Raw genomic sequence first — 16,227 nt, 5'->3', positions numbered from 1 at the left:
TCAGAAACCCACGTCCAGCACCACGTTATCCAGGTAGGTACCGGCCGGCGGCGTGCTCTGGTCGGTATAGATCCTGGCGTTGTAGTTGAACACCTGGCTGCCGGTGCCCAGGCCGTTGCCAGGGTTGACCTCGGCATCGGTACTGGAACGCCGGGCACTGCCGACGCTGCCCCAGCGGGTGGTCCCAGCGCTCTTGAAGATGTCATAGGCCAGGTAGTTGCCGCCGGAGACCATGCGCCGCCGACCGCCAGCACTGATCGGGTTCTGGCCGTCGCTCAAACCCACGGTGTAGGCACTGCCCTTGGTGCAGGCCAGGTTGATGGTCTGCCCGGTGACCGTGGCAAAGGCGCTGACCACCGGTGCGCTGCCGAAGCTGATGTTGGGTGCGGTGATCACGCAGTCGTTGGACACGGTCATGTTCACCGTGAGGCTCTGGGTGCCGCTGCCGATGTCCCGCCCCAGGCAGGCGCCCAAGGCACCGATTCCGGAACAATAGTTCCAGCTCCAGAAGATGCTCAGGTTCTCGGTATAGACCCCCGCCGCGACATTGCTGCCGGTGACGGTGCCCAGGTAGATCGGCACCGTCTTGGCCACCGTGGGGCTGCCCAGCAGGCCCAGCAGGTCGATGATCGAATTGCGCGCGAAGTCGAAGGCCACGCCCCGGGTGATGGGATAGCTGGTGCTGTTGTTGGCATACAGGGTGTAGTTGATGACATCGCCGGTAGGCCCGACCATGCCGCTGGTACTGGAAGTGACGGTGGCGTAGAAGTGGTCGGTGGTGGCCAACAACGACAACAGCGAGCCGGTGCAACTCAGGCCGGCATTGGTGGTGGAAGCCGGCTGCGAGGTAGTGCGCACCAGGATCGAACTGACGGTGCCGAACGCCGCCGGGGTGGTACTGACCGTGGAACAGAGCGCCAGGGCCGGCAGCGCCGGCAACCAGGCCAGCAAGCCCAGGGTCCATAGTCCCCATGTCCGGCCCCGCCAGGCCTTGAATCCATTCATGTGACCTCCTGTGGTGGCTGTGCGGCTACTGGCAGACCAGCGAGCCGATCAGCGGGATCTGCTGTTGCTCCAGATCGATGTCGAACTGCGCCCGGCAATGGCTGCCATCGGCCAGGCCGACCTCCAGGGTGTTATGGGCCGAGAGGTTCTCCAGGTACACCAGGCCATCCCAGCCGACCACCGCTTGGGCCCCGCTCTGCGAGTGGATGACGCTACTGCCCAGGGGCAGTTCCTGCTGGCGAGCGTCCACCAGGACGATGCTCGCGGCGATCACCCGGGTCAGCGGGAACTCCAGCAGGTAGCCGCTGCCACGACGCACCGCGACCCTTTGCTCGACGTCCGGGCTCTGCACGTTGGCCGGCAGGTTCAATGGATCGATCTCGTACTTGCCCCGGTAGTAGGCGCTGCTCCAGGGCACCAGCAGGTGGCCATTCTTGTCGGTCTGGCCCACCAACTGGTTTTCGTAGCGCACCGGGATGTCCTTGTAGCCACCGGTGCTGACCACCACGAAGGCATCGTCGATACGGTTGGCGGCGAACACCTCGCGGTCCATCCAGACCAGCGAACCGCTGGCATCGGCCCAGCGCGTCTCGGCCTCGCGAGTGCCGTAGACCCCGGCTTGCAGGCGCACCGACTGCAAGCGCCAGGTCAGGTCGGCCTGGCGGTAGTCCGGGCCATCGCCGGTGGCGTAGCCGAGGTTGTAGCCCAGCCCGCCCTCCAGCGGCACCGAGCGGCTGAAGTTGACCCGCTGGCGGTTTTCCCCGGCCTTGCTGCGCTCGTTGCTCAAGCTCAGGCTGCCATACAGGTCGAAGGGCACCACCAACTGGGCCTGCATCGCCCATTGGCGCTGGCCGATCTCGCGGTTGGCCGACAGGTAGAAACTGCTGTTGTGCCACAGCGGTTTGCTCCAGGTCAGGTTCAGCAGCCGGGTGCGGGTCGAATCGGCGGCGCGCACGTCGAAGTAACCGGCGCCGAGGCTGCCGAAACGCTCCAGGTTCAGGCTCAGGGTCAATTGCTCGCTGCGCTGGCTGAGGCGGGTGTAGGGGCTATCCACCACCGTCAGGTCGGCGTACCGGTCGCGGCGCTGCACGCGCTGGTAGGACAGGCTGTAGCGTTGGCTGCTGTACTGGTAGCCGAAGCTCAGTTGCTGGCCGCCATTGCCGTCGAAGCGGCTCTGGCTGAAGGCGGTGTTGAGGATCCCGAACTGGCCCAGCCGCAGGTTGCCGCCGAGCCCGCCCAGGGCCAGGGACTGCGAGGCCTCGGCATGGCTTTCCAGGGTCAGGCTGTCGCTCAGGCCGTGGCGCAGGCTGGCGGAGGTCACGCCGGGGCCGTAGCCGAAGTCCCGCAGGGTGTAGTCGCGACGCAAGGTACCGGCGGCCACCGAGAAGTCCGTCAGGCCCTTGTGCAACAAGTTGCTGGTGACATAGAACGGCACGGTGGTGGACACCTGGCGTCCCAGGGCATCGGTGGTGACCACCACCGCCTCCCCCGCGCCGTTGATGAAGGGAATGTTGGTCAGGGTGTAGGGCCCAGGTTGCAGTTCGGCGCTGCTGGCCTTGTAGCCATTGATGAACAGGTCCACCGAGCTGGGCACCGCCGCTTCCCCGGCGAACTGCGGCAAGGGATAGGTCACCAGGTCCGGGCGCACGGCGAAGTCCCTGGACAACTGGAGCCCGCCCAGGCGCACCGAGCTGCTCCACGGCAAGGCGCCGCTGACCAGGTCACCGGCCTCGTAGGTCAACATGCGCTCGTCATCGGAGAAGCGCCAGGTGGTGTCGTAGCGTCGATAGCCATTGTTCAGCGAAGCGCTGCGGGCCCCGGACAGGGTTCGCCGGTATTGCCCGCTGCTGGTGAGGGTGCCCCAGCTATCGAACAACCGCAGCTCGTTCCCCGCCGCCAGGTAGCTGCCGCCGTCGTCGGTGTCGTTGAAGTACAGGTCATAGTTGAGCAACGCGCCGAAGCTGCTCAGGGCCGGGGTCCGCGGATAGGCCTGGCGACTGCCGATCAACTGCTCCGGCAACCAGTCCGGCGGTACGTTCAGCAACAGGCGCTGGCCCTGGCTGTCGTAATCGCTGTGCAGCCCCGGCAAGGCTTCGAGATCGACCTCGCTCTCCAGTTCCTGCGCCAGCTTGATGCCCGTCTCGCGCAAGGCGCTGGCTGGCATGAACAGCCGCCCTGCACGTTGCTCCACCGCCACCACCTTGCCCGTATCCATCTGGTTGATCACCAACTCCAGGAACAGCTGCGCATCGGCCATCGACTCCAGGCTGCTGGGCGGCGGCGGCAGCTCGCCAGCCTGGATCGGAGCCGCCAGCAGCAAGCCCCACAAGCCAGCCAGCAGCCCCTTCCAGCCCCCAAAGCGCCGAGCCGGGTCATGGCTCATGAGCGGTTCAAGTCCATCCATGGACCTCTCCATCCCTGGGCGCATGCGCTAAGGCCCGCGCATCCGTCCTTGCCGCCGATACCCGGCGGCGGTCTTCGCGCCGTTCAGCGTGAAGGTGGCAGGTCCTGGACCTGCGGTGCGCCATTGACCCGCAGTTGCAGGTGCGAATCGCCGGCCAGGGTTTGCGAGAGTGGCCAGCGCATTACCGCTCCAGGCAACACATAGCCCAACAGGCCCGGCGCCAGGGGGCGGTTCTGCCCGCCCTGCTTGAAGGCGACATCCGTCAGGCGGGCATGCACCGCGCCCTGGTTGCGCATTTCGAGGAAGGTCTTGCCATCGGCGTTCACCTTGCGCCAGCTGAGGTTGGGCACGCCGATGCCCTTGGGGTCCCTGGCCCGGTTGGCATCTTCCTTGCTCCACAAGCCCGCGCCATAGGCGAACAGCGGCACCGAATAACGCATCTGGAAGCGAATCGCGGCCACACTCTCGGCATCGCTCCGAGGGTCTTTGGGGGTGGCGGAAGGGATTTCATCGATGATGATCCGATAGGCCAGCTCCTGGCCCGGCGGGATGTCCCGGGTACGGGTCAGGCGCACCAGCTGTTTTTGCCCGGGCTCGATCTTCGCCACCGGTGGGCTGCCGATTACATCCCGCTGGTTCTGGTACTGGTCGGCAAAATCGCTCTGGCTCCAGGCGAAGACCCGGATCTGCAGGTTGGCGGTCTCGCTGCCACGGTTCTCCAGCCACAACGCGCTGGCCTGCTGGTCGGCTTCCAGCACCGGATCGATCGGCCAGATCAATACCGAACTGGCGGCCCAGGCTCCCGGGGCGCTGGACAACAGCCCGGCCAGTATCAGGTAACCGCAGGCCCTCAGGCCCCGTACAGATAAACGCATGCTGCTACTCCTTGTCCGCCTGCCGGCTGGTCGTTGAAACGCCCCATCACCACGACAGCTGCACCTGCAGCACATCGCTATAGGTCCCCCCAGGCTGATTGCCCGGCAACTGCACCTGTCCATAAATCGGCAGGCTGATGTTATTGGCATCGCTGTAGGTCACCGCCACATTCTGGCCGACCCCCAGGCCCTGGCTGTAGGCCGCATCGCGAAACAGCTGGTAGGCCACCCGGGCGCTGCCGCTGTTGAGCCGCATGTTCCGCCCACCGTTGTTGTTCTGGCCGCCGTCGACCGTCATGTTCAGGCTCACCCCGGGCGTGCATTGCAGCTGCACACCGCCGCTCAGCGCCACTCTCACGGAACTGGTGGACAATGCCGGTTGGCTACCGAACACCAGGCTGCCGTAATTGCTGACACCGCCGATTACCAGGCATCCGGCCGCGACGGTGGCGCTGACCTGGAAGCTCTGGCTGGTGGCCGCGGCAAGCCAGCCGGACCAGGCAGTGGCACACACCAGGGCCAGCACCGCAGGACCATGGCGAGCCATGGCGTCAGAAGGTCAATTGCACGGACACCGTGTCGGTATAGGTGCCCGCCGGCAGCCCGGCCTTGCCCACTGCCTGGCCATAGATATTGACCGTCTGGGCCACACCGGTGCTCGGCGCCAGGGCGATCACTCCGTTGATCGCCAGGAGCTGCGAATGCCCGGCATCGGTATACAGGTCATAAGGCACGTAGTTGCCCACCCCGTCGTACAGGGCCCGGGTGCCGCCGGTGGACTTGCCGTCGTTGCTGCCGCCCTGCACGGTGAGGCTCGGGGTGGTGCCGGCCGAGCAGAGGATCGACAGGGCACCGCCACCGCCACCCAGCACCTGGCCGCTGGCGGTGGTGAACAGGCTGTTGGTGGTGCCGAAGTTCAAGGCGCCGAAATTCAATCCGGTGGTGCCGCCCACGCCGTTGACCTGGCAACTGCTGGTGAGGATCAGGGTCGAGGTGATCTGCCCGGTGACCGTGGTCGCCGCCTGGGCCGTGGAGGCCATGAGCAGGCCCAGCAATGGCCAGCCGATTCGGGATACAAGCGCGTGCATGATGTACGTCCTCTCGTGGTTTACCAATCCAGCGTGATGGTCAGGGTGTCGGTGTAGACCCCTGCCGGAACCGCGCGGGTATTCGCGACCACCGAGCCGAACACCGGAATGGGGATCCGGCCACCGCTGCTCACTGCGAAATTGCGCTGCTGGCCGATGCTGTAGCTATCGCTACCCGAGGCATCGACGAACAATCGATAAGGGATGGTCTGGCGGCCGTTGCTCAAACGCCGGGTCGTACCGTCGCCGTTGAGGCCGCCGTTGATGCTCACCGTGAAACCGGTGACCGAGGGATTGCAGGCCACCTGCAACTGGCCATGGACCTCGTCGGTGAGGCTGGCCTTGATGGGGTTGACCCAGGTCGGCCCTTGCCGGCCGAAGTCGAGCATGCCCGGATCCGTGACCGGGTGGGTGGCGGAACCGCCGCTGCTGACCTGGCAACTGGCGGTGATCACCAGGCGCGCCTGGATCTGCCCGCTGATGGCCGCTTGCGCATCGTCGACCACCAGGCACAACGAGCCCAGGGCGATGATCGTCCAGGTCTTGCCTTTCATTGCCCCCATCCCGGTTCCATCAGGACTCCCACTTGAGCCGTGCACTTGCAGCGGCTATTCCTGTTCTGCGCGGTTCCCCCGCGACAGCGTCGATGCCCCTGGCTACCAGGTCAGGGTCACCTTCAAAACATCGGAGTAATCCCCGGCCCGCGGAATCTCGGCCAGGGGCTCGATACGCCCGTACAAGGGCAGGTCCACCGTGCCGGAATCCGGCACCCGGCCGCTGACCGGGACATTGACCGGCAACGGGATGCGCCGCGCCGGGTCCTGGTAGAGACGGTAAGGGATCGGCTTGCCGGCAGAATCAGCGCCGGCCAGGTAGCGCACTTCACCGACGCCGCCGTGCAGGCCGCCGTCGATACGCATCTGGTAGGGAGTATCGGGATTGCACTCCAGGCGTGGCTGGCGGCTGCCACCCAGCGCCGCGCCCAAGGGGCCGCGAGAGTCATCCAGGCGTGCGGTGGTACCGAAGTCCAGGGTGCCGAGCTGGGCCACCCCGGCCTCGCGCTGTTGCCCCACCAACTGGCAGCCACGTGCCACATCGACCCGGACCTGCACCTGCAGGTCAGCGGCGCCTGCCGTTACGCCGAGCAATGCGCTCATGACTGCCAAACCCTTACATCCATTCAAGGCCTCGATTCCCTGATGAGAAGCATTAGCTGCCATGAGGTTAGCAACCCGGGCCAAAACCGCCAGTTTGCGTATTAATTGGCCCCAGGGCCCGGCCCAGGCACTTGCGCCACCACAGCCATGCCTTTTCGAGATCACTGGCCACCGGGTTTTCTATTGGTCAAACGGCCATGGCGCTTTTAAGGTGGGCGCCGGGCCAACATCCGGGATAACCAGCATTGACCGCTTCATCGCCACCACCTGCATCGATCCCATCGCTCTGGCGCCGCTGGTTGGCCAGGGCACGCCGGCAACCTGCCACGGACGGATCGATCCACGGCTACTTTCGGCACAAGGCGCAGGAACTGGGCTACACCCTGAGCCCCGGCCAGTTGCAGGTGATCGACAGCATGGCCCGCCAGGCCCAGGCCCTGCAGTATGCTCCGCACCAAGCCCGCAGCCTGTACCTGCATGGCGCCGTCGGCCGCGGCAAAAGCTGGCTGCTGGACGGTTTTTTCCGTGCCCTGCCCATCGCCGAAAAGCGCCGCCTGCATTTCCACGATTTCTTCAACCAGCTGCACCAGGGCATGTTCCGCCACCAACAGCACGACGACGCCCTGCAAACCACCCTGGATGAACTGCTGCAGCAGTGCCGGGTGCTGTGCTTCGATGAGTTCCACGTGCACGACATCGGCGACGCCATGCTCATCACCCGGCTGTTCAAGGCCCTGTTCCAGCGCGGCATCCTGCTGCTGGTGACTTCCAACTACGCCCCCGAGGGCCTGCTGCCCAACCCGCTGTATCACGCGCGCTTCAAGCCAGTGATCGACTTGATCAACGCACGCATGCACGTCCTGGAAGTGGGGGGCGACCAGGATTATCGAACCCGGGCCCGCAGCCACGACCAGCAAGCCTTCACCCGGGGCCAATATGTGTGGCCCGGCAGCCCGGCCCAGCGCCAGGCACTGCAACTGCCCGAGCGCCATGCCCCGGCCACGCGGCTGGCGGTGGGCAACCGTCACCTGGACGTGCGCCAGGTCGGCCAACGCAGTATCCGCTTCGAGTTCGACGACCTGTGCGAACGACCCACGGCGGTAATGGACTACCTGGAACTGAGCCGGCGCTTCGATACCTGGATCATCGACGAGCTGCCGGCGCTGGACAGTTGCTCGGTGGCCGCCCAGCAGCGCTTCATCAACCTGATCGATGTGCTCTACGACCAGGACAAGCAGCTGCTGCTGATTGGCCAACTCCCCCTGGCACAAGGCCTGGATGGCCAGGTCGCCGACCTGGCGCGGACCCGCAGCCGCCTCGGACAATTGCGCCAGGTCGGCCCCGACAGCGCACTTGCCTGAGCAAGCCCGCGCGCCAATGGCTATCATGGGCGCCTTTTCCCGGGGCCCTGGCCTCCCCATTCGAGTGTCGACGCTGTTCATGGATACCCTTGCCCAACTGCGGGCCGGCCAGCTGGCCGGCATCAAGCGCCTGGATCTGTCTTGCGGATTGACTGAATTCCCCCGGGAGATCTTCGATCTCGCCGACTCCCTGGAGATCCTCAATCTCAGCGGCAACGCCCTGCACAGCCTGCCCGAGGACCTGCACCGCCTCAGCCACCTGCGCATCCTGTTCTGCTCGGACAACCTGTTCAGCGAACTGCCGGAATGCCTGGGCCGTTGTGCACACCTGAGCATGATCGGCTTCAAGGCCAACCGCATCGAGCGGGTACCGGCCGCCGCCCTGCCGCCCCTGCTGCGTTGGCTGATCCTCACCGACAACCGCATCACTGAACTGCCGGACGAGTTGGGCCGGCGCCCGCTGCTGCAAAAACTCATGCTGTCCGGCAATCGCCTGACCGCGCTGCCGCAAAGCCTGGAGCAGTGCCAGCGCCTGGAGCTGCTGCGGATCGCTGCCAACCGCCTGACCGAACTGCCGCCGTTCCTGCTGGCCTTGCCGAGCCTGACCTGGCTGGCCTATGCCGGTAACCCGCTGGAGTCCCAGGTCGATGCCGCAGCCCTGGCATCCACGCCCAGCATTCCCTGGACCCAGCTGGAACTGGCCCAACGCCTGGGCGAAGGCGCCTCCGGGGTGATCCACCAAGCGCAGTGGCAGGCTCCCGGGCAACCAGCGCGGGCCGTGGCGGTCAAGCTGTACAAGGGCCAGATGACCAGCGATGGCTCGCCGCTGCATGAAATGCACGCCTGCATCAGCGCCGGGCTACACCCCAACCTGATCCGGGTCGAGGGCCGCATCACCGATCACCCCCAGGGCCAGGACGGTCTGGTGATGCAGTTGATCGACCCCAGCTATGCCAACCTCGCCGCGCTGCCGAGCCTGGACTCCTGCTCCCGGGACATCTATCCCGAGGACGCCAGCTTCAGCGCTGGGGCGATCCTGCGCCTGGCCCGGGGCATCGCCTCGGTAGCCGGCCACCTGCACGCCCAGGGCATCACCCATGGCGACCTGTATGGCCACAACACCTTGTTCGATGCCCAGGGCGATTGCCTGTTGGGGGACTTTGGCGCAGCGTCGTTCCACGCCCAGGACGACACACCCCAGAGCCAGGCCCTGCAACGCCTGGAAGTACGGGCCTTCGGCATCTTGCTGGAGGAACTGCTCGATCGCCAGGATGGTTCGCTGGCCCCTGCGCAGCACCAGGGCCTGCGGGACCTGGTGCAACGTTGCCAGCAACCGCACGTCCTGGCGCGCCCGGCTTTCGAGCAGGTGATCCGCGAGTTGGACAGCCTCTAGAAACGACTTCGCCGGCCAGCAAGCCTCCTTGCAGGAGCTCACTGGCCGGCGAACGAATCGCGCAGCGCGGCTTAGCCGGCCAGGCCGACGAACATGTCCTGGACGTCGTCGTGGTTATCCAGGCCTTCGAGGAACGCCTCGACTTCGGCCATCTGCTCATCGCTCAGGCCACTGACCGGGTTCTTCGGCTGGTAGCCCAGCTTGGCCGACAGCACGGTGAAGCCTTGCTCCGGCAGGGCCTTCTGTACGGCGTCCAGGTCCGCAGGCTCGGTCAGGAACAGGGTCGCGCCCTCTTCGCCCGGCTCGAAATCCTGGGCGCCGGCCTCGATGGCCGCCAGTTCCGGATCGGCGTCCGGGCTGTCCGGCGAGGCCTCGATCATGCCCACGTGGTTGAAATCCCAGGACACCGAACCCGAGGCGCCCAGCTGGCCCTTGCGGAAGGCCACGCGGATTTCCGCCACGGTACGGTTGATGTTATCGGTTACGCACTCGACGATCAGCGGCACCTGGTGCGGGGCGAAACCTTCGTAGGTCACGCGGTGGTACTGCACGGTCTCGCCCAGCTGGCCCGAGCCCTTCTTGATCGCACGCTCCAGGGTTTCGCGAGGCATCGAGGCCTTTTTCGCTTGCTCGACCACCAGCCGCAGGTGGGCGTTGGTGGCTACATCAGCGCCGTTGCGTGCAGCGATGGTGATTTCCTTCACCAGCTTGCCGAAGATCTTGCCCTTGGCGTTGGCTGCTGCTTCTTTGTGTTTAACCTTCCACTGTGCGCCCATTACTCACTCTCTTTGATCTATGGCGTCGAGTTGGATTTGGCCGACGCGAGGCGCAAGTTTATACGTCCTCTGGGCCCTGATCGACCAAAAAGTCAGTGGCCGGCCGAGCTCCGGCCCTTGTCGGATTTGCCGGGAGCGCAGCAGCGGCTCCCGGCGCGAGGACCTCAGGAGCGCACCGGCCTGGCCAGCAGGGGTTCGTTGGAGGCCAGCGCAGGCGCCGGTTCGACCCCACTGGGCCGGCTGTTCCAGAATGGCACCAGCAACAGCGCCGCCACCAGGGCGCAGCCGGCAAACAGCAGGAACACCGTCACCGTATCGAAGTAGCCCGGCAACAGGCCACCGAGGATCGCCCCCACCGAACCGCAACCGTTGACGAACCCGGCCGCCGTAGCCCCGGCCCCGGCGGCGCCGAAATCGATGGCGGCCGCGCCGCTGATCATCGAGTCCGGTCCGTACAGGGTCAGGCCCATGACGAACAGCAGCGCCACCACCAGCGCTACGCTGCCGCTATGCAGCGCGCCCATGAACAGTCCCAGGCTCAGGGTCAGGGCCAGCAAACTGAGGACGCAGGCCGGCATGCGCCGGGCGCTGAACAGCTTGTCCGAGGCCAGGCCGATCATGATCGGTCCCAGCAACCCGGCCAGCTCGAAGGCGGTGGGCACGATCGCCGCGCCGACCTTGCCCACCGAGGGCATCTGCTCGTAGACGATCACCGGCCCCCACAACAGGATCGCGTAGCGCGCCGGCTTGAGCAGGAAGTACGCCAGCCCCAGCACCAGCACCGGGCGATTGCGCAGGATCGCCCGCAGTGGCGCCCAGACCCCAAGGCGGCAACCCGTTGCAGGCTCTCGGGCCGCCGGCTCCTCCACCGCTAGCAGGCCCACGTCCTGCGGGGTATTGCGCTGGAAGATGAAGAACAACAGCGCGGTCAGGCCCACCACCACCGCACTGGAGATGAACGCTGCATGCCAGGTTCCCACCAGGGTGTAGGCCCACCAGCCGGCGAAGGGCGAGGCCACCAGGCCGCCAAAGGCGTAGCACGAACTCCACAGGCCCAGGACCCGCCCCCGTTGCTCGGCGGGAAAGAAGCTGCCGATGTTCTTGCACAACCCGGACCAGCCGGTGGATTGCGCCAGCCCCTGGACCAGCATGCAGGTGGCGAACACCGGCAAGGTGGCGAAGCTGCCCATCACCAGCGCCGCGACGGCGGAAATCAACAGGCCGCCCAGCACCACCACCCGCGGGCCGAAGCGGTCGGCGAACATGCCCCAGGTGAACTGCCCCACGGCGTAGGCCGCCAGGTAGATGGCGTCGAGGTTGGCCATGGCCATCTTGTCGAGGGTGAAGCCTGGATCGTCGGCGATCCCCAGCTTGGCGACGGAAAAGGCCTTGCGAGTGAAGTAGAAGGCCGCGTAGGCGATCCAGGTGATGGCGAAAATCTGCACGCGCCAACGTTTGATGGTGCCGATCTGCTTGTTCATCGTGATTCTGACCTCAGGGTGAGTGTGCCGGCAGGATGCGAAGCAAACGCCTGTGTTTTTTGTTGTTGAGCACGACGGCAGGGCCCTGGTGGCGGGCGCTGCCGGTCAGACGGGGCCTGTTGCGCTCCCGGGCGGGAGGTTGCGAGCGCACGCACAGGCCCCAGGACCCGGTGGCGATCGACCGACCGGTCACCGGGCCTTGAAAGATGGAAGCAATTAGCAATTAATAAATGAAATCGATTTATCGTATTTCAAATATAAGCCCAGCTTGTAAGAGGTGGTCATGTCGGTTTCCCATGCGCAGTTGAAAGCCTTCCATGCCGTAGCCGTGCACGGCAGCTTCACCCGGGCCGCCGAACGCCTGTACCTGACCCAACCGGCCATTTCGGACCAGGTGCGCAAGCTGGAGGAGCGTTTCGGCGTCCTGCTGTTCCATCGCAACAAGCGCTCGGTGCAGCTCACAGACCTGGGGCAGCGGTTACTGGCCATCACCCAGCGCCTGTTCGTCGCCGAAGCCGAAGCCAAGGAACTGTTGCAGGACTCCCAGGCCCTGCAAACCGGTAGCCTGGTGCTGGCGGTGGATGCGCCAGTGCACGTGCTGGCGCAGGTCGCCCGCTTCTGCCAGTTGTATCCGGGGATCAACGTGCGCATCGAGACCGGCAACACCGACGAATCCCTGCTGCGCCTGTTCAGCTACCAGGCCGACCTGGCCCTGCTGGGACGCGAAGTGGACGATGAGCGCCTGTGGTCGCTGACCCTGGGCAATGACCCGATGGTGGCGTTCGTCTCGCGCCATCATCCCTGGGCCGAGCGCCAGTCCATCTGCCTGGCCGACCTCGACGATACGCCCATGGTGTTGCGGGAAACCGGCTCGGTGACCCGCCAGATCGTGGAGGCGGAAATGCACCGTGCCGGGCTGCGGATCCGCCCGGCGATCCAGGTCGAAGGCCGGGAGGCGGCGCGCGAGGCGGTGGTGGCGGGTATCGGCGTGGGTGTGGTGTCAGCGGCGGAGTTCGGTGCCGACTCGCGGATCTGCGCCCTGCCTATCGTCGACTGCCAGCAGCGCATGACCGAGACCCTGGTGTGCCTGCGCGAACAGCGTTCGCGGCGGATCGTCGCCACCTTCCTCGACCTGGTGCTCGACAACCGACCGTCCCACCTGTAGCCGCTGTCGAGCCACGGCGAGGTTGCGCAAAGGTCCGCAGGACCTTGCCCTGGAACCTCCGGCACCGCGTCTGCTACGCAGCCTGCGGCAACGGCTACCGGGCTTGCGGGGCGAGGCCGAGGAAGGCCTGGATCAGCCGCAGTTCCCGGCGCCGCTCCAGGCAGCCGATCATGTGCTGGTTGACCAGGCCCGCGCCACGAAGCGGCACCACCCGCACCCGTGGGTCGTGGCCCACTTCCAGCGAACTGACGACCCCGACCCCCAGGTGCGCCGCCACCGCCTCGGTCACCGCCTCGCGACTGTCCAGCTCCAGCAGCACCCGGGGCTGGACCTTGGAAAGTCCGCACGCCTGGTCGAAGGTGCGACGGGTGATGGAGCTAGGCTCGCGCAGCACCATGATCACCTGGTCCAGTTGCTCGATGGCGATGCCTTCGGCCAGCTCTAGCCATTCATGGCCCTGGGGCACCAGGGCACACATCCGCGACTGCCCAAGGCTCTGCAGGTGCAGGCCCTTGCGCTCCTCGACCTCGGTCAACACCGCCACGTCGGCATGCTCCGAGAGCAACGCGGCCAGGGTCTCCTGAGCGTTGCCCAGTCGCAGGTTGACGGTCACCCCCGGATAACGCTCGCGCAGGCGGGCCAGCATCGGCATGACCAGGTGCGGACCGTCCGCCGCTACTTCCAGGCGCCCGGTCAAGAGCTGGCGGTTGGCCTCGAGCATGGCCTGGGCTTCTTCGGCGAGGCCGAACATCGCCCGGGTAATGGCCGCCAGCTTGGTGCCCTCCTCGGTCAGTTCCACCCGCCGGGCGGTACGCCGCAGCAGGGTGATCTGGTAGTGCTCCTCCAAGGCCTTGATGTGCCCGGTAACCGCCGGCTGGCTGATGAACAGGCGCCCGGCGGCCCGGGTGAAACTGCCTTCTCGGGCCACGGCGTCGAATGCGCGGAGCTGGAACAGATTCATATCTATCGGCCTCACTTATGGCAGGCATAACAACAAACAATTTGATTGATGATAAGGCAAATTGCAATTTAGTCGCCGTAGCTAGGGTCTGTTGCCATTTCGCCGCGACCGCGCCGGAGCCAGTTTTAGCGCGGAGCTAGGCACGAGACGCGAGGTTTGGCATTCCAAATGAGCCGTCGAGTAACGACGCGCCGCGCTAAAACCGGCCCGTCCCTTCGGGTTGCGCGTCAAATGGCGCCATGCGTCGTTGCAGGACTTGGCAAGGGAGCGACCATTGCCTGCGTCCTACGCCTAGTCTGGCGCCATTTGACGCGGCAACGCGGTTTGCGCCGAAACGGCAACAGACCCTAACTCCCATCATTTTCGAGGACACAGCATGAGCATCGCCGAGCCAATCCTGCTTACCCCCGGCCCCCTGACCACGTCCGCCCGCACCCGCCGGGCGATGCTGGTGGACTGGGGCTCCTGGGATCGCGACTTCAACCAGCTGACCGCCAGCCTGTGCGCGCAATTGCTGGCCATCGTCAACGGCCAGGCCACCCATCACTGTGTCCCCCTCCAAGGCAGCGGCACTTTCGCCGTGGAAGCCGCCATCGGCACCCTGGTGCCCCGCGATGGCAAGGTCCTGGTGCTGATCAACGGCGCCTACGGCCAGCGCCTGGCGAAGATCTGCGAAGTGCTCGGCCGTGACTTCAGTACCTTCGAAACCGCCGAGGACGAGCCCACCACCGCCGCCGATGTCGAGCGCCTGCTGCTGGCCGACCCGTCCATCAGCCACGTGGCGCTGATCCACTGCGAGACCAGCACCGGCATCCTCAACCCGCTGCCGGAGATCGCCCAGGTGGTCGCCCGCCACGGCAAGCGCCTGATCATCGACGCCATGAGTTCCTTCGGCGCCTTGCCCATCGATGCCCGCGAGATCGCCTTCGATGCGCTGATCGCCGCGTCCGGCAAGTGCCTGGAAGGCGTGCCCGGCATGGGCTTCGTCTTCGCTCGCAAGGAGTCCCTGGCCCAGGCGGCGGGCAATGCCCATTCCCTGGCCATGGACCTGCACGACCAGCACGCCTACATGGCCAAGACCGGCCAGTGGCGTTTCACCCCGCCGACCCACGTGGTGGCTGCGCTGCACGAAGCCTTGCTGCAATACCACGAGGAGGGCGGCTTGCCGGCACGCCTGGCACGCTACCGCGACAACTGCCAGGCCCTGTTGCAAGGCATGGGCGAGTTGGGCCTGCGCAGCTTCCTGCCAGCGGCGATCCAGGCGCCGATCATCGTTACCTTCCACGCCCCACAAGACCCGCGCTACCAGTTCAAGGACTTCTACGAGCGGGTCAAGGCCAAGGGTTTCATCCTCTACCCGGGCAAGCTGACCCAGGTCGAGACCTTCCGCGTCGGCTGCATCGGCCACGTCGACCGAGCCGGCATGCAGGCCGCCGTCGCTGCCGTGGCCCAGGTGCTGCGGGAAATGGAAGTACTGGATATCTGATCGCCCCATCACCGTGCCCGCCGGGCACGGCCGTCCTCGCCTCTTGTACAGGTCCTTGAACGATGAACTACACCAACCCCAACCAGCTGCAAGCCGCGATCCTCGACTGGGCCGGCACCGTGGTCGATTTCGGCTCCTTCGCCCCGACCCAGATCTTCGTCGAGGCCTTCGCCGAGTTCGATGTAGAGGTCTCCATCGAAGAAGCCCGCGGCCCGATGGGCATGGGCAAGTGGGACCACATCCGCACCCTGTGCGATTTGCCGCAAGTGGCCGAGCGCTATCGCAAGGTCTTCGGCCGCACCCCGACCGATGCCGACGTCACCGCCATCTACGAGCGCTTCATGCCGTTGCAGATCGAGAAGATCGCCGAGCACTCGGCCCTGATCCCCGGGGCTTTGGAGGTGATCGCCAAGCTGCGTGAGCAAGGCATCAAGATCGGCTCCTGCTCCGGCTATCCGAAACAGGTGATGGACCGGGTGGTGGCCCTGGCCGCGACCAACGGCTATGTCGCCGACCACGTGGTGGCCACCGACGAAGTGCCCAACGGTCGCCCCTGGCCGACCCAGGCCCTGGCCAACGTGATCGCCCTGGGCATCGACGATGTCGCCGCCTGCGTGAAGATCGACGACACCGTGCCGGGGATTCTCGAAGGCCGCCGCGCCGGCATGTGGACCGTGGCCCTGACCTGCTCGGGCAACGCCCTGGGCCTGAGCTACGAGGGCTACCGCGCCTTGGCCAGCGATACCCTGGCCAGCGAGCGCCAGCGCATCCACACGCTATTCGAGCCATCGCGCCCGCACTACATGATCGACACCATCGCCGACCTGCCCCAGGTGATCGCCGATATCAACCAGCGCCTGGCCCGGGGAGAAATGCCCCAGGGGCGGTGAACTTCATCCGTGAAAATGACCGGACGGCGACTGATACAAGTCGCCGTTGCTTTATCGGCTGGCGCTCGGCATCCAGGCGATGAAAGCTTGCGGCGCACCAGGCAAACCGGGCAAAAGCGGCTTACAGTTAAAGCACTCCGTCGCTCAAGAACGGAGACTTCAGACCTGATGACCGAGGAAGCCCC

15 protein-coding genes are annotated in these 16,227 nt (G+C 65.8%); 5 read left to right on the top strand and 10 right to left on the bottom strand.

Translation table 11 applies throughout. From position 1 onward, the window contains the following. From H7A76_RS13625 to H7A76_RS13595, 7 genes are all read right to left on the bottom strand, one after another. Window positions 1–1,005 (bottom strand): spore coat protein U domain-containing protein, encoded by a 1,005-nt coding sequence (locus tag H7A76_RS13625; protein WP_185698970.1) that lies wholly within the window; start codon window positions 1,003–1,005, stop codon window positions 1–3. A gap of 25 nt (window positions 1,006–1,030) precedes the next feature. After that, entirely contained in the window at window positions 1,031–3,388 is a 2,358-nt protein-coding gene (locus H7A76_RS13620) for a fimbria/pilus outer membrane usher protein (RefSeq protein ID WP_185699049.1), read from the bottom strand. Window positions 3,389–3,492: 104 nt separating this feature from the next. After that, on the bottom strand, window positions 3,493–4,284 hold the full coding sequence (locus H7A76_RS13615; RefSeq protein WP_185698969.1) for a molecular chaperone: 792 nt from the start codon (window positions 4,282–4,284) through the stop codon (window positions 3,493–3,495). A gap of 46 nt (window positions 4,285–4,330) precedes the next feature. After that, window positions 4,331–4,831, bottom strand: coding sequence for a spore coat U domain-containing protein (locus H7A76_RS13610; RefSeq protein WP_185698968.1), 501 nt, complete (start codon window positions 4,829–4,831; stop codon window positions 4,331–4,333). A 4-nt stretch (window positions 4,832–4,835) separates the two neighbouring features. Continuing rightward, window positions 4,836–5,372: a spore coat U domain-containing protein gene (locus tag H7A76_RS13605; RefSeq protein ID WP_185698967.1), complete on the bottom strand. Its 537-nt coding sequence runs from the start codon at window positions 5,370–5,372 to the stop codon at window positions 4,836–4,838. A 20-nt stretch (window positions 5,373–5,392) separates the two neighbouring features. Continuing rightward, window positions 5,393–5,926, bottom strand: coding sequence for a spore coat U domain-containing protein (locus tag H7A76_RS13600; protein WP_185699048.1), 534 nt, complete (start codon window positions 5,924–5,926; stop codon window positions 5,393–5,395). Window positions 5,927–6,028: 102 nt separating this feature from the next. Then, a complete protein-coding gene (locus H7A76_RS13595; protein WP_185698966.1) occupies window positions 6,029–6,529 on the bottom strand; it encodes a spore coat U domain-containing protein in 501 nt (166 codons plus the stop codon). A 245-nt stretch (window positions 6,530–6,774) separates the two neighbouring features. Between H7A76_RS13595 and zapE the strand changes: the two genes are divergently transcribed. Next, on the top strand, window positions 6,775–7,890 hold the full coding sequence (gene zapE / locus H7A76_RS13590; protein ID WP_185698965.1) for a cell division protein ZapE: 1,116 nt from the start codon (window positions 6,775–6,777) through the stop codon (window positions 7,888–7,890). A 79-nt stretch (window positions 7,891–7,969) separates the two neighbouring features. Further along, a complete protein-coding gene (locus H7A76_RS13585; protein ID WP_185698964.1) occupies window positions 7,970–9,283 on the top strand; it encodes a leucine-rich repeat-containing protein kinase family protein in 1,314 nt (437 codons plus the stop codon). A 71-nt stretch (window positions 9,284–9,354) separates the two neighbouring features. Here H7A76_RS13585 and H7A76_RS13580 read toward each other — a convergent pair whose 3' ends face one another. Continuing rightward, entirely contained in the window at window positions 9,355–10,059 is a 705-nt protein-coding gene (locus H7A76_RS13580) for a YebC/PmpR family DNA-binding transcriptional regulator (protein WP_060840179.1), read from the bottom strand. A 164-nt stretch (window positions 10,060–10,223) separates the two neighbouring features. Beyond that, window positions 10,224–11,540: an MFS transporter gene (locus H7A76_RS13575; protein ID WP_185698963.1), complete on the bottom strand. Its 1,317-nt coding sequence runs from the start codon at window positions 11,538–11,540 to the stop codon at window positions 10,224–10,226. Between the two features lie 283 nt (window positions 11,541–11,823). Here H7A76_RS13575 and H7A76_RS13570 point away from each other — a divergent pair, with 283 nt between their 5' ends. Beyond that, window positions 11,824–12,705, top strand: coding sequence for a LysR substrate-binding domain-containing protein (locus H7A76_RS13570; RefSeq protein WP_185698962.1), 882 nt, complete (start codon window positions 11,824–11,826; stop codon window positions 12,703–12,705). A 94-nt stretch (window positions 12,706–12,799) separates the two neighbouring features. Here the strand turns inward: H7A76_RS13570 and H7A76_RS13565 are convergent, their stop codons facing one another. Continuing rightward, a complete protein-coding gene (locus tag H7A76_RS13565) occupies window positions 12,800–13,666 on the bottom strand; it encodes a LysR substrate-binding domain-containing protein (RefSeq protein WP_185698961.1) in 867 nt (288 codons plus the stop codon). A 376-nt stretch (window positions 13,667–14,042) separates the two neighbouring features. Here H7A76_RS13565 and H7A76_RS13560 point away from each other — a divergent pair, with 376 nt between their 5' ends. Together H7A76_RS13560 and phnX are read left to right on the top strand one after the other, a co-directional pair. Next, complete coding sequence (locus H7A76_RS13560; RefSeq protein ID WP_185698960.1) at window positions 14,043–15,152, top strand: 2-aminoethylphosphonate--pyruvate transaminase; 1,110 nt, start codon at window positions 14,043–14,045, stop codon at window positions 15,150–15,152. A 62-nt stretch (window positions 15,153–15,214) separates the two neighbouring features. Continuing rightward, window positions 15,215–16,042 carry a phosphonoacetaldehyde hydrolase gene (gene phnX / locus H7A76_RS13555; RefSeq protein WP_185698959.1) on the top strand — a complete coding sequence of 276 codons (828 nt, stop codon included), beginning with the start codon at window positions 15,215–15,217 and terminating at the stop codon, window positions 16,040–16,042. The last annotated feature ends 185 nt before the right edge of the window (window positions 16,043–16,227 follow it).

Origin of the sequence: Pseudomonas sp. MSSRFD41, from assembly GCF_014230245.1 — a bacterium.
Lineage (GTDB): Bacteria > Pseudomonadota > Gammaproteobacteria > Pseudomonadales > Pseudomonadaceae > Aquipseudomonas > Aquipseudomonas piscis.
Note: the sequence above shows the minus strand (reverse complement) of the source record. Positions and strands in the feature narration are given on the sequence as shown.

Bases quoted from the DNA above. Each gene is read 5' to 3' on its own strand.
- H7A76_RS13625 (WP_185698970.1), bottom strand. From the start codon at position 1,005: ATGAATGGATTCAAGGCCTGGCGGGGCCGGACATGGGGACTATGGACC.
- H7A76_RS13620 (WP_185699049.1), bottom strand. From the start codon at position 3,388: ATGAGCCATGACCCGGCTCGGCGCTTTGGGGGCTGGAAGGGGCTGCTG.
- H7A76_RS13615 (WP_185698969.1), bottom strand. From the start codon at position 4,284: ATGCGTTTATCTGTACGGGGCCTGAGGGCCTGCGGTTACCTGATACTG.
- H7A76_RS13610 (WP_185698968.1), bottom strand. From the start codon at position 4,831: ATGGCTCGCCATGGTCCTGCGGTGCTGGCCCTGGTGTGTGCCACTGCC.
- H7A76_RS13605 (WP_185698967.1), bottom strand. From the start codon at position 5,372: ATGCACGCGCTTGTATCCCGAATCGGCTGGCCATTGCTGGGCCTGCTC.
- H7A76_RS13600 (WP_185699048.1), bottom strand. From the start codon at position 5,926: ATGAAAGGCAAGACCTGGACGATCATCGCCCTGGGCTCGTTGTGCCTG.
- H7A76_RS13595 (WP_185698966.1), bottom strand. From the start codon at position 6,529: ATGAGCGCATTGCTCGGCGTAACGGCAGGCGCCGCTGACCTGCAGGTG.
- H7A76_RS13585 (WP_185698964.1), top strand. From the start codon at position 7,970: ATGGATACCCTTGCCCAACTGCGGGCCGGCCAGCTGGCCGGCATCAAG.
- H7A76_RS13580 (WP_060840179.1), bottom strand. From the start codon at position 10,059: ATGGGCGCACAGTGGAAGGTTAAACACAAAGAAGCAGCAGCCAACGCC.
- H7A76_RS13575 (WP_185698963.1), bottom strand. From the start codon at position 11,540: ATGAACAAGCAGATCGGCACCATCAAACGTTGGCGCGTGCAGATTTTC.
- H7A76_RS13570 (WP_185698962.1), top strand. From the start codon at position 11,824: ATGTCGGTTTCCCATGCGCAGTTGAAAGCCTTCCATGCCGTAGCCGTG.
- H7A76_RS13565 (WP_185698961.1), bottom strand. From the start codon at position 13,666: ATGAATCTGTTCCAGCTCCGCGCATTCGACGCCGTGGCCCGAGAAGGC.
- H7A76_RS13560 (WP_185698960.1), top strand. From the start codon at position 14,043: ATGAGCATCGCCGAGCCAATCCTGCTTACCCCCGGCCCCCTGACCACG.
- phnX (WP_185698959.1), top strand. From the start codon at position 15,215: ATGAACTACACCAACCCCAACCAGCTGCAAGCCGCGATCCTCGACTGG.